Here is a 13,914-nt window from a genome sequence, read left to right on the forward strand (position 1 = left end):
AGCCTCTTCTTGATCAGATTTATATTAATATACATCAAAGATAAAAAGTCTATTTTTTATTGTAATGAGTTTTTTCTAAAATTTCATAAAATTTCAAACAATTATCTATCATTATATCAATACTAAAATTTTCTATATATCTTTTTCTTGCATTCATAGAAAACTTATTATAGTTTTCTGAATTTTGAAGTATTTTAACAATAGTTTTTCCAATACCTTCAGAGTTTCGGGGTTCAACATTAATTCCTGAATATCCATCTTCATTTACCCAAGGAACACCACTTCCATAAATTTTGGTCGCTATTACTGGTTTTCCAAATGCCATAGCTTCGATTTGTACAATAGCAAAAGCTTCTGTTTTTTCTATGGAACTGAGACAGAATAAATCGCAAGCATTATAATAAGAATACAAACTCGCATTATCTAAATAGCCTAATAATTCTACTTTGGAAGAATAGTTTTTCTGATTTATTAAATCCTGTAAATTACTTTTTAATGGCCCTTCTCCTCCTATTAATATTACATAATCATCGTTGAGATAATCTGCTGCGTTAATCAAATATTCAAAACCTTTGTAATGTACTAATCTTCCTAAGCTAAAAATAATTTTCTTATTCTTATATTTCTCTTTAATTCTCCTTACAGCTTCAGAATCAGAGCACAAAGAAATATCTTCAATCCCAATCGGCAAGATTTTACATTTTCTTTTATACTTTTTTAAATCTTCTGAATACTCCAAATAATTGGGACTTGTTGTAAGGATTAAATCAGCTCTTTTCAATAACCAATTCTGAAGTGGCTTATATAGCAGAAGGAGTTTTTTTTGGGCTATGATATCACTGTGCCAATGAAGAATAACTTTTCCTTTGTAACCACTCATAAATAAAGCAAGTGTACTCATAGGGTCTGGATGATGAATATGTATAATATCATACCTCCCTGCTATTTCTTTTAATTTTGAAACTAGTTTAAGAGAAATTTTGGTTTTTGCTAGCTCTATTATTGAAGGTTCTACAATAATTTTTGAAAATGCATTAAATTCAATTATTTCTTGCTTAGTCGCTTTCTTTTCTGATGCACATAGCATATCACAGTATATCATTCTCTTAGATAATCCTAAGATTAAATCATACATTACTTTTTCAACCCCTCCTTTTATAGGGTAGAATTTACCTAACTGCAAAATTCTCATCTTACCTGTTTTTAATACGTACAATCCTTATTAAAAACTCACCTAATATTATCAATCTATATTTCAACTTGAATAATAAACTATTTGAGCTATTCTCTCCAGAAGCCGACAAATTATTTCCATGTCTTCTATATCTCACTAATTTTTCTTTTAAAAACTGAACTTTGCCAAAATTCTCTGCAATTAATCCTAACCAAATATCATGAGGAACTTCTCTTTGTGGAAATGGCAATGCTAAGTCCAACATTGATCTTTTAAATGCCATACAACATCCAAGGTACGAATTCTTGACTATATTTTTTATTATGCCTTGCTTAGATTTATTCAGTTTGAAATATGAAGAAAAAAGTTCTTGATTCTCTTTATTCACGACTATACAGTCATGCAATACCAAATCATTATTTTCCAATGCTTTTTTACAAAGCTGAATTTTACCTTCTACCCAAATATCATCCTGATCTGCCAAAAAAATAAAATTTCCTTTAGCATTAACTATAGCATTTTCAAAGTTCTTTGAAACATAACCAAATGCATTTTTTTGTACTCTTTTATTATTTAAAAATATTTTTATACGATTGTCTTTATAGTTTTTCACAATGTTTAGAGTATCATCAGTTGAGCCATCATCAGATATAATGATTTCATCATCAATATTTAATTGACTCAAAATGGAATCTATTTGTGTCTTAATATATTTTTCTCCATTATAAGTCGCTATACAAACGGTAACAGATTCTCTTATCATATTTTTAAACGCTTATAATTGAACTTCAACTTTAAGCTATAGTAGGTAAGCAATTTTACGTCAGTATATTTGCTTACAAATTTAAAAGTTTTAATTTGCTCTTTTAAAATTTTGGGAAATAAAAATATTTTATTAGCTAAGCTCTTTACAGAAACTTTGTTTGCTCCAATTGTATTATTAGAATGTTGCCTATAAAGCATCAAAGATTCATTCACACAACTTACGATTCCTTTCTGGAGAGCTTTTATCATTATGTACCAATCATGCATCAAAATATCTTCATCATAATCCGTTAAATATTTTTTTAATTCATTATTAAATATCATTGTACATCCTGGGGTACAATTGAAGACATTAATAAATTTTGGATTTGATAAAAGAATTTTAGGATAGGTTTTATTATAATTCCAAAAAGAATTATCAACTAGATTTAATTTTTCATCCACAATTTTTGCATCCGAAAATACCAAAACTGCTCCTTCGCTTTTTTTTTCTATCTGATTTATCTTAGATATAGATTTTTCAATTTTATTTTGTAGCCAAACATCATCCTGATCACAAAACATATAATAATCAGAATCTACTTCTTTAACTAAATCCATAAAGCTCATTGCCGCCCCTAAATTAAGACCTTTAAAAAAATGAATATTTGAATATTGCTGAGTATATTCCTGAATAATAGAAATTGTACTGTCTGTAGATCCATCATCTCTAATGTAGATATCAAAATTAGAAAAACTTTGTTGCAAAATAGACTCAATTTGCTCTTCCAAATATTTCTCTCCATTATAAGTTGATAATAATATTGCAAGCCTTTTCATTTATTTTACCGATATTAATTTAATATAAAAAACATCTAGTAGTAAAAAACCTAGTGAAATTGCCCAAACTGTAAATTTTCCAGCCCATCGAAATCTGTCTGAAAATACATAAACAATAGTGGGTATCAAAATGATTTCTACAACACCCAACAACTCTTGTACTCTAAAAGAAAAAACAGGAATTCGGCTAAGAAATAAAAAACTAAATAGAGATAAACTATAAATTTTTAAGAAAATATATAAATGTGGAAAAAAATCAGAGATTTTCTTTGAGTAATAAAATATTACGTAGAAAACTACTATCCTTATTAAAAATAAAGCATTAAATGGATTAATCTCAGAATCTTTCAAAAATCCTGATTTTGTAGCCTCTTCGTACAAATCTATTTTATCCTGAAGCCCAGGAATAGGGATATTAATATGAAGGTAAGTATTAAAAAAATATAAAATATAACCAAAAGGAATTAATAAGGCAAATATCCTGATATTTTTTTGATCATTCTGTATCAAAGGAAAAAATAAAACCAAAATACAGGATTGATGAAAATATATAGCCAACAAGGAAAAAACGGCAAATAAAATATATTTCTTTTCACTTAAAAAATAGATTGAAAGCAAAACAAATCCTGTTGCAACACCAATTCTTATCTGTGTAAATTCGTGTAATATAAAGTAATGGGAAAAATAAATTAACACTGACCCCCAAATCACAGGCGATAATTTCCGAATAGCTACAAATTTAATTGTAACCCCCAAAAAAGCATAGATTATTAATAGTGCCTGAAAGCCTAATCCTAAATTATCTTTAACATAATTTCTAAGATAATAAAATGAATCTTCAACATTTCCTTTTAATTTATGTGTACGCCAAAAATCCTTATAAACATAATAATCCATTCCGTCATCTTTTCCTCTTAATCCTGCAACTAAAATTAAAATTATGCCAAACACGACCATTAGTATACTACTAATAGTTTTGTTCTTAATATTAATAAAATACAAAAAAGAAAAAAATACAAAAAGGATAAAAAAAGTACTTAGCATTGTAAAAAATAAAGCAGATTACTGTGCGTTATTAAAATATTCTATCATTTTTTTAGAAACTGTTTTCCAGTCAAACTGTTTTATATCTTTCAATGCGTTCTTGGCTTTCAATTCAGCTTCATTAGCATGATTTATTACTTTCTCAACTGTATTCACAATTGCGTCTTTGTCCTTAACTTTCACAAGATAAGAATTATTTTCATTTGCAGGATAGTATCCAGTCGTTATTAAAATTGTCTTACTACTCATACTTTCTATTACAGGATAATGAATTGCTTGCAACTGAAAAGTACTTGCACAAATATAAATGTCAAGACTTCTATAATAATCACCTAATTCTGTATCATTTTTCGGACGAAAAAGCTTAACACCATCAAAATTCATCCAATAATCATCTCCAAAAGCAATGTGCAATTCTATTTGTTGATTATATTTTTCTCTAAGTATTTTAAATGCCTCTAAAATATATTGTGTTCCTTTTATTTTTTCTACCCTGCCTATAGTCCCTATAATGTATTTTTCTTTTTTTATAAATTCTGTTTCTTTCGGATAGAAATCATTAAAATCCAATCCTGGATAAACAACCATATTTGCTTTTATCTCTTGGTAGTCGAAATACATTTCGGAATTTACTATTTTCTGTAGAGGATAATAATACGATTTCTTTGCTATATACTTATAAATTAAATATTTTAAACTTTTTTCATTATAAAACTCAGGTTCATAAGCTTGAATATAATAGAACTTTTTAGCATTGATTCTAGATTTCCAGACAGGGCTTGCCGTAAAACATTGTGTTGCTAAAACAATATCAGCTGACAGCTTATCTAAGGCTTTTTCCATAGCCCAAATGAGTTGCAACGTCCCTAAAAATTTAAAATCATTCTTATAATCAGTTTCAACTAAATTTCCCAAGCCATCATATCTTATCATTTTTGCTCGGGTAGGGAAATATGGCTTTGTAAAATCTTTATAAACTAAAAAATCTACTTCGTGCCCCATTTCTATCCAATTGTTAGCTAATTGTGAAAGAACACGATAACCTCCTTGAGCACTAAAATTCACAACAAATGGTATTATAATTTTCATGATATTATATCGTATAAAGTTTTTTCCTGAAAATTATAATCATATTTATAAAATATAAAACCGGTATTTTAGCCATTTTTCAATCGTTTAAAAATCTCTAAATGTAATCACTTTCAGTATATCTTTTATCTGATACTACTAATACTAATAAATTAGTAGAAAAATTTTCTATTCTTCTCTAAGACATTTTAGGAATCCAGAGTCCATGATAAGATCTATTTTAATAAATATTTTTTTCTTGCTCCTATCATTCAATCTAGATCGCAACTACCATAAAAAGCAATAATAAACTTCTGTTGTTCCCAAAAGGCATGAGTTCCTCCCTATTTCTCCATCATGAATATGATAAATCTAAAAGTTTTCGCAATCTCAAATGGCAATTGATTATAGTTTCGAAAAAGGATAAATTCACACGAGATCCACAATCTTTGGTAAATGGATAATTATTGGAGTTTTATACAATATTTATTTAAATTTTTGCCACCATTTTTTCTCTTCTGCATGGTACCCATATCCAAACTTATTACCGTATCCAAAATTAGATTCTTTAATACCATTTAAAATAATTCCTACATTTTTAAGCTTCTTGTCTTCAATAGAATGATTTAAAAACTCAATATAGTTCTTTTCACTAACTTCAGATCTGGTAACATAAACAATTGCATCACTCTTATCCGCAATAAGAAAAGAATCTGTTACCAATAAAAGAGGGGCAGTATCCAAAACAATATATTTGTATTTATTTTGTTCTTTAATAGCTGCTAAAAGCTCATCTAATTTCCCATTTTGCAATAAATCTGTAGGGTTTGGAGGGATAGAACCTGAATAAATAAAGTCGCAATTATCGTTATACCCGCTTGGGTGTATAATTTCATTAACATTCAATATATCTTGGCTCAAAAATTCCGTTAACCCTTTTGCCGATTTCATGGAGGGATTATAACGTTGTAGCTGAGGATTTCTTACATCTGCACCTATTACCAATACTTTATCACGTGAAGAAGCTAAGATAATCGATAAATTAGTGGATATAAATGTTTTTCCTTCTCCCTTTACTGACGAAGTCACCATAATAATATGTGAGGTTTCTTTTGTTGGTAATAAAAACTTTAAATTCGTTACGAATATTCTAAATGCTTCTGCCATAGGCGAAACATCATTAAAACTTACCAGTGCACTTTCTTTGCTCTTTAGTCTCGGAATTTCAGCAAGAACCGGAAGCTTTGTAAGTTTCGTAATATCTGATCTTCTAATAATAGTACTTTGTAGAAGCCCTTTTAAATAAATCCATATAAATGGGATGAGCCCTCCCAATAAAAGAAATATCCCCAAGGTTATCAACTTTCTAGGAGCAACCGGCTTTTTGAACACAAATGCTTTATCTATTACTCTTGCTTTTTCGGCAGTGATTTCCATACTAATGGCTGCTTCTTCTCTCTTTTGCAAAAGTAATAAGTAAAGATTTTCTTTTATTTGCTGTTGTCTTTCAATACTTCTGAATAGTTTTTCTTGAGTTGGTATTTTACTAATCATATTTTCAGACCCTCCTAACTGGCTTTCCACTTTTCTCCTTGCCAATTCTAAAGAAGTCACATTTTTCTGCAATGATTGAGATAAAGATGACTTCATTTCTTCAATCTGTGTACTAATTTCTTTTACCAATGGGTTATCCGGAGTTGCATTTTCCAAATACTTATTTCTCTGTAATACAAGTGTATTATATTCCTGAATTAATTTACCTGCTGCTTCACTTTCTAACCCGATATTAATTGGCAGAACATCTCCTTTGCCTTTTTTATTCAGAGTATTCTTCAGAATTTCATTTAATTCAAGTTGAGTTCCTATCTCCAATATCTGAGCCTTACTTTGTTCTTTTAATTGAAGGTTAATTCTAGCTTCCGAAGGGAGATCAACAATATTATTACTTGCTTTATATCCTTCTTTCTGGGTTTCAACATCCCCTAATTCATTTGAGATAAGAGCAATTCTTTTATCAATAAAATCTTTAGTTTTTTTAGATTCAATGTTTTTATCATTAACTGCATAGATATTATATTGCCTTACCAAACCATTAAGAAAATCTTTTGCTTTTTCTTTATTTTCAAAGTCTACGGAAAGACTTATAATAGTACCCTCTTTATCTAATAAATCAACTTTTAAAGCTTCTTGAAATCCATTTACAACTTCTTCAAAATCACTATAATTAAAAAAAACATCAGACAGATTTACTTTTTTAGGCGCTATAAATGTCGGGTTTTTGCCAATCATTATTGTTGCAAAAGGTAAACTTATTGTTTTATTAAAAGAAGTTTTAATCTCCTGCGTCCATTCATCGGAAGATAATATAAGTTCACTTCCTTTTGTTTTTATAAAAATAGGTTTCTTTGGTAATTCTACATTTTCTTTTTCTTGGATAATATGTATAGTATACGGACTTGTAACACCATAAAGCTCTAAATTATAAAAAGTCTGTTTAGCATACACTGGTGTTTGGAAATTGTGCTCTTTTAAGACATCCTCCACTATAGTTTTAGATTCAAAAACCCCCAATTCATTTTCAATACTATTAGTACCCATTCCACTAAAGCCTCCTAAACTTTGAAGAACCCCCATATCTCCGGACGCTGCAGACATTTTTTTTGCATCTTTAATGAGTACTGAAGTTTGAGCTTTATAGACTGGAGCTGTAGATTTTATATAAAGAACGGCCAGAATAAACATCAATATTCCTGACCCAACAAAATATTTCCAATTCTTTAAATATGGAGCTATAATTCCTTTTATATTAATTTCTTCTTTTAATTTATTATCCATTTTTTCGGATTATCACGTCAATTTTACATTTTTTCAGAATTTCATCTGAAATCCTGCAAATATATATTTTTTTTATAAAAAGCCTGTTCTATTCTGCCTTTAAATTGCTTTTTTAGTTATCATTCCCCAATTTAAGTTATCTATATAAAGATAAAATATATTTACTAACAACAAGCTATTCTGTTTACTCCAATTTATACGTCAACATCACTCCGGCTCTTGTAGGTAAAACTTCTCCGCTTTTGTTCCATTTTGTGGCTCCATCATACCTTTGATTATTATCTTCCATATAGCCTTTGTATAACGATTGGGTAAAGCCTGCTCCTGCAAAAACATCCAATCCCCATTTTTTATCCAAAACAAAATGATAACCTGCGCTTACTCCCCATATAAAAGCCAATCCTTTCTGATACCTTTCTGTAACGCGAACACTGCCATCAGGTAATCGTTCCGGATTCCCGTTTTCATCTTCCACTGTTGTTTTACTCCAGTAATTCCATTTTTGAAGGTTGAAAGCAGCCATAGAAAGATACGAGCCAACATACCATTTATTTCCCGTTTCTTTAAAATAATATCTTCCTTCTATCGTTCCCATATACATCTGAAGATTTTTCCCTAGAAACGACTTCCAAGGAGATACAAAAACTTCGGCTTGTAAAGAGATTTTAGAATTTACAGGTTTTTCAACAGCTATATTATAAATTCCCATAGGAACAAATACAGTATTGACTTTTAATTCGGTTTGTGCACTTAGTATCGTGGCAGAAAACAAACCTATCATTAACGAAAAATCTTTCAACATAAAACTCATACCCCTTATAACTTTTTTTCCTTTTAAATATTATCCTTTAAGAATTGAAAATGTCTTAAGCAAAATAAGAACATCCGTTTCAAACGAAAGCTGATGATAATATTCCAAATTCATTTTTACTTTATCCGGAAAAAGTACTTCATCATTAAATTTCAATGGTTCCGGCTCATTGTTCAGAAGTTCTTCTTCATTTCTATATTTAATACCTGCTTCAGAAGTAAGTCCTGGTTTTAATTCTAATACCAATCGGTTTTCACCTTCTAATACATCATAATACCCCTCAATATCAGGACGGGGACCAACAAAAGACATTTCCCCCTTAAGAATATTGAAAAGCTGTGGAAGCTCATCCAGTTTGGTTTTTCTCATCCATTCCCCAAAACTCGATTTTTGAGAGGTTTTTGGATGATAAGTTCGGAATTTGTAAATCACAAAAAGTTTTCCTCCCTGACCTACTCTTTTTTGTGTGAAAATCCCAGGGAATCCTGTATCAAATGATGTTAAAACAATCAATATGATAAACATAGGAATGAAAAGCACTATCATGAGCAATGCTAGACTATAATCGATTAACGCTTTCCACCAAGGATATTTTTTCACCATTTCCAATTCCTGACAAATATATAAAATATGACAGATATAGTTTTAAACCCTATATTAAATATCAAACCCATCTACAGGAGATGGGTTTTGCTTTATTAAGAATTTAATTTCCGAATTTTTTTACTCGAATTTTCTTTTCTTTCACTTTTATCACAAATGGATTAAGCACTGATATTTTACCCGCAATACTTTCGGCATTCATATACGTCTGTTCGCAATATGTATTTACAGGCAATGTGCTTTCATTCAAAGAGACTCTGTATTCTCCTGTTCCTAAAAATGCTAAAAACTCTCCGTTCTCATCTGTAGAAATACGTTGCAGCAGTTTTTCTCCCTGGAAAATATTAATAAGAATACCTCCTAATTTCGGATTAAACTCCTGTGCCGTTTTAGCATCAAAATTATATTCAATTTTTCCACGGATTGTTCCGTTCCTGTGAAGAGGAATTTCTAAAGAACGACGGTGAGCATTCATTTCTATATCCATTTCATCATAATACCACCCTTGCTGAATTACCTGTTTCATACGGTATTTACCATATGGAATCTGTTTATATTCTATGTTCCCTTCTTTATTACTCTTGAAAGAAATATTATTAATCATAATAACATATCCGTCAGCTGCTTCATCTCCTTCATCATATCTGTTATTATCATTATTGTCATAATATACGAAAGCTTTTATACTTCCTTTCTTACCCGGATCCAACGTATTGGTCGGAAGATTGAGAGTAACTCCCGCTTCAACGGTCAACATATTATTACGCAGGCTTCCTACAGTATACTTATACCAAGATGAATTCAAGTAAAGTCCGTATTGTTTTCCTAAATATTTCAGGTTGAAAAATGCAGAAGGTGCTTTACCATACAAAGCATCATCCGTATAGGATAATCCGGAAGTAAGATTCACTTTATCCTTGAAAAAAGCTTTATTATAAAAAGCGGATAAAGACAATTTTTTATAATCTTCCGTTTTATTCATCATTTTTGAAAAAGCATATTCCGAAAGGAAATAAGCTCCATACTGATAAATATAACTAAAATTAAATGCTCTATATCCATAATTCCCAGACAACTTCATCTGAAATCTTGGTTTTTCCATATCCGGATAAGCCACCAATCCTGCTTCTATTCCTAAAATTGAAGAGTGTTTTTTATTGGGGCTCGACCAGCTTGTATATTCCGTTAATCTATTTGCTTTTAAAGAAGTAAGTTCATTAGAGCTTAATGTATTCAAAAAAGAATTATAATTATTTGATGTTTCTTCCTGATACTGATAGCCTATTCCCCATCCGAAATCTCCTTTTCTGGCAAAATTAATTCCTGTATCTAAGCGCAGATTTTTAGATCTTGTATTGTAATCGTAAGAAAAATATTTAGGAGAAAAATCTGAAAAAAGTATATTGGCGTAGGCATGATGTTCTTTAAACACATTCTTCGAAAAGCTTTGTTGTATCTGCAACACCCCTCTTCTATTACCAGGATAATAATCCGTGCTGTAAAAATAGCTTCCGTTAAGATTCACTTTGCTGATGACTCCTGAATATTGAGATTCTACTCCTAGAGATGGTTTTGTAGAATGATCCTCTTCATAAAAACTCATTCCGGAATACAGTTTAGCATTCACCTTCCAGTCTTTACTGAAAAGATACTGAACATCTGTTCCCAAGAGATTATGATTCGCTTTTTCGTAAGGGTCATTCCTGAAAGAATATACTCCGGATATACTTCTGGAAGTATTCTGAGCTCCGAGCGTTCCTTTAACATACATCCCATATCCATTTTGCAAAAACGGGGTTTTCTCTATTAAGTTAAAACTCTGATCAATAAACCCGAGTTCTATTTTTTTATCTTTATCCGATGAAGTAAGACTATATTCCGCTCCTCTACCAAACAATGGCATCTCCAGCATTTTGCTCACATTCCCTAATGTGATTTCAGAATTTCCTCTATGATACGAAATATAAGTATTATTCACCACAGGATCACTCTGATTGCTCATCGTATAGATATTACCTCTGATGAAAACATACCCTGAAGGAAGATTAAATCCTCCGGCTCCCATCAGCTGATACATATCCGAATTATCTCCAACTTTTCTGTAGCTCGCAGTAATACTATTTTTTGCATAACTCGAAAATCCGGTCATAGGCTGCATATCGCGATACCGTTGTGTAGAAGAAATATTCTGTATGGAAACTGAAGTATTCCCGAAAATTTCTTTTTCAGGCTCTCTGAATCCGGCGATATTTACGGTCAACTGAGTTGATTTCAGAATATGCGCAGGAAGGAACCTGAAAGTAAATACGGTATCTTTTGAAACTTCAATTCTCCCTTTTTTTTCTACAAAAATGGTTCCTTGTGCCGTTTCGGGAATTTTAAAAACAACGGTAATATCCTGTCTTTTATTCCCCATGTTCGTCACCCTTGCTTTTACCTCTATTGAATCGTTGATATTATTCTCATTCATATAGATAAGAGGGTTTTCAGCATTTAATCTAAGTGAGTTATTCTCTTGTACCTTATAAATGATTTTCTTTTTTACAACCAGTTCATTCCCGGAACTCTTACAACTGAATACGATTTCTTCATCACCAAATCCCGCATCATTACTTACCAATATTTTTACCGGTAAAAATCTATTTTCTCCCACATTCAAATTTACCTTTATCTGATTCCCGGAAACACTTCTAAATCCTTTAGGAACATCAATATTAATAGTTCCTTCAAATTTTGAGGAAGTGTCATTTTTCACCAATACAACAAGATCTACAATATTTGGTTTATCTGCTGTAGATTCATTGCGAATTTCCATGTCTATTCCGGAATAGACCTGAGCCGATGTAAATACAAATGAAATTGACATCAAAAAAATAAAAAGTATTTTTCTGAACAAGTGATAAAGCATTTTGGGTTAGTTTTTATTGAGGCATTATCTCATACTGAATTGTAGTAACATAGTCTTCCATCTTTGCCTGTACAAAACGGTTATCGTTGGCCGATGTAGAATATTTGATATCGTAATACACATTAGCACTCTGAGTAGTTCCGCCTTTTGCCACCAACTGAGAAGACGTGCTTAGTGAAATAGGAAATACACTTCCCGTATTTCCGGAAGCAGGATTTAGTGCCATCTGTACCGCATCGAGAGGCAATGTACTTCCCGCAGCAGAAGTAAACTGACTCTGAATAGATTTTACTTTCACCTGATAATTAGTATTACTTTTCACAATAAGTGCACTAGGATAAGACACACTTACTCCGTTGGTATAATCCTGCATTGTTTTAAATTCCAATGTTCCGTTTACTGCATTTGATGCAAGCTTCAGAGACATTTCAGTGGATGTAGGAGGTGTTCCGGAAAGCTGCGCAATCTGAAGCTTAAAATAAATGACTGATTTTCCAATCAAGTTATTATATTGGTCATAAGCCGCCATTTCCACAGGGACTGTAAATTCTGTCCAAGCGGGATAATTTCCCAGATATGCTCCTCCCGCAACCGTCATACTGAATCCCATTTCCATGTAGAAAGGACCGTTCGAATTAGACGTATTATAAAGAGGTGCATTTGAGCTAGGTACCAAATATTTCTCCGTATTGGTCTGCAAAAAAACACTTGCAGGCATTCCTATCTGTTGAATAGTGGGAATTGGGCCTGGGTTTGCATTTCCTGTAGTGAAAACCGGCTGAAAAGAAACTTTATCTGCCGGAAACGTATAAGCTCCACTTGTAATGGAACCTTTTAATTGTGCCGTAAGTCTCCATTTCGGTTCATTAATATTTCCATTTCCATCAAATCTTACCGTAAATGCATTCTGGCTCATATTACCATTGTAAGAATTAATCTGTAGGAAACTGTTATTTTCCCACGGCTTAAAAGTTACACCACCCGCAAAACATTGAATTGAAATGAAAAAGAATATAATAAAGATTTTTTTACTCATAATTAAAGTTTAGTTCTCCAACTTCCAGATTATTAGCATCACCATAGTCAATCATTACAGAGGCTGTATATGTTCCTTTTTCCAATTTAGCTGGCAACACAATATCCATCTCTCTTTTGTTTCCGGGCATGGTATAAAAAACAATATTATCTAGCGTTATTTTCTTCCCGGTTTGTGTGTTTACCAAGTCGGTATACACTCTTCCATCTATCCATATATTTCCCTGATTTTCAAAAAACAGAGAAAGTTTATTTTTAGCTTTATCATATACCAAATTCTGAATTTCAATTTTCTTGATATTTGCAGAAGACAGTTTATGAAAAAGTTTAATTCCAGAACGGACGCTTACTTTTATATTAGCGCCTTTACTATCTACATCATCTACCGGATTCATTTGGCTTACATACAAAACTGCAGAATGCGCAGCCAGTTTATCTGATAATGTATTGGGAACCGTCATTGTAACGTCAATATCTTTTCTTTCTCCCGGAGCCAATGTAAAATATGAATCTTCTTTTTTTACAGAAATCCAGTTGGCACAAGAAACCGGTAATGTATTTGCCGGATACATCATGTTTTCCCCTTTCCCATCATATTCCCAGTCTCCTAAGCTTACTGCTAAGTCTAATGAATTTTTAACGCTTTCATTTGTAATCGTTACTTGTTGTGTACTACTACGCCCTAATTCTGATTCAAAATATATTCTGGGAGGGGAAACAGAAACTCCGGTTTGTGCATGCATTGTACACAAAAATGAATACGCTAGAAACAAGAAAGCAATAAACGATTTTTTCATTAAAATATTTTTTGTAATAATACAGAAAAAGTGCCACATTTTTTCTGCAACACTT

11 protein-coding genes are annotated in these 13,914 nt (G+C 31.4%); all 11 read right to left on the reverse strand.

All coding sequences use genetic code 11. The features are described 5' to 3' along the window. Window positions 1-49 precede the first annotated feature (49 nt). The 11 genes from LV842_RS12235 to LV842_RS12285 all read right to left on the reverse strand — a co-directional run bounded on the left by LV842_RS12235 (window position 50) and on the right by LV842_RS12285 (window position 13,859). On the reverse strand, window positions 50-1,192 hold the full coding sequence (locus LV842_RS12235) for a glycosyltransferase (protein WP_233111742.1): 1,143 nt from the start codon (window positions 1,190-1,192) through the stop codon (window positions 50-52). A 1-nt stretch (window position 1,193) separates the two neighbouring features. After that, the gene (locus tag LV842_RS12240; protein WP_233111743.1) at window positions 1,194-1,937 is read right to left on the reverse strand and encodes a glycosyltransferase; all 744 of its coding nucleotides are present in this window, start codon (window positions 1,935-1,937) and stop codon (window positions 1,194-1,196) included. Then, on the reverse strand, window positions 1,934-2,758 hold the full coding sequence (locus tag LV842_RS12245) for a glycosyltransferase family 2 protein (RefSeq protein ID WP_233111744.1): 825 nt from the start codon (window positions 2,756-2,758) through the stop codon (window positions 1,934-1,936). Before LV842_RS12245 ends, LV842_RS12240 begins: the two co-directional genes overlap by 4 nt. Next, window positions 2,759-3,802 (reverse strand): EpsG family protein, encoded by a 1,044-nt coding sequence (locus LV842_RS12250; protein WP_233111745.1) that lies wholly within the window; start codon window positions 3,800-3,802, stop codon window positions 2,759-2,761. Window positions 3,803-3,820: 18 nt separating this feature from the next. Next, window positions 3,821-4,891 carry a glycosyltransferase family 4 protein gene (locus LV842_RS12255; protein WP_233111746.1) on the reverse strand — a complete coding sequence of 357 codons (1,071 nt, stop codon included), beginning with the start codon at window positions 4,889-4,891 and terminating at the stop codon, window positions 3,821-3,823. 465 nt (window positions 4,892-5,356) lie between these two features. Further along, window positions 5,357-7,705, reverse strand: coding sequence for a GumC family protein (locus LV842_RS12260; RefSeq protein ID WP_233111747.1), 2,349 nt, complete (start codon window positions 7,703-7,705; stop codon window positions 5,357-5,359). 184 nt (window positions 7,706-7,889) lie between these two features. Next, the gene (locus LV842_RS12265) at window positions 7,890-8,516 is read right to left on the reverse strand and encodes a DUF3575 domain-containing protein (RefSeq protein WP_233111748.1); all 627 of its coding nucleotides are present in this window, start codon (window positions 8,514-8,516) and stop codon (window positions 7,890-7,892) included. A gap of 30 nt (window positions 8,517-8,546) precedes the next feature. Continuing rightward, complete coding sequence (locus LV842_RS12270; RefSeq protein WP_233111749.1) at window positions 8,547-9,119, reverse strand: sugar transferase; 573 nt, start codon at window positions 9,117-9,119, stop codon at window positions 8,547-8,549. A gap of 103 nt (window positions 9,120-9,222) precedes the next feature. Continuing rightward, window positions 9,223-11,985 (reverse strand): COG1470 family protein, encoded by a 2,763-nt coding sequence (locus LV842_RS12275; RefSeq protein ID WP_233111750.1) that lies wholly within the window; start codon window positions 11,983-11,985, stop codon window positions 9,223-9,225. A 55-nt stretch (window positions 11,986-12,040) separates the two neighbouring features. Next, a complete protein-coding gene (locus tag LV842_RS12280) occupies window positions 12,041-13,063 on the reverse strand; it encodes a hypothetical protein (protein ID WP_233111751.1) in 1,023 nt (340 codons plus the stop codon). After that, window positions 13,056-13,859 carry a fimbrial biogenesis chaperone gene (locus LV842_RS12285; RefSeq protein WP_233111752.1) on the reverse strand — a complete coding sequence of 268 codons (804 nt, stop codon included), beginning with the start codon at window positions 13,857-13,859 and terminating at the stop codon, window positions 13,056-13,058. The genes LV842_RS12280 and LV842_RS12285 overlap by 8 nt, the downstream gene beginning before the upstream one ends. Between the last annotated feature and the right edge of the window lie 55 nt (window positions 13,860-13,914).

Origin of the sequence: Chryseobacterium gwangjuense, from assembly GCF_021311115.1 — a bacterium.
Taxonomy (GTDB): Bacteria; Bacteroidota; Bacteroidia; order Flavobacteriales; family Weeksellaceae; genus Chryseobacterium; species Chryseobacterium gwangjuense.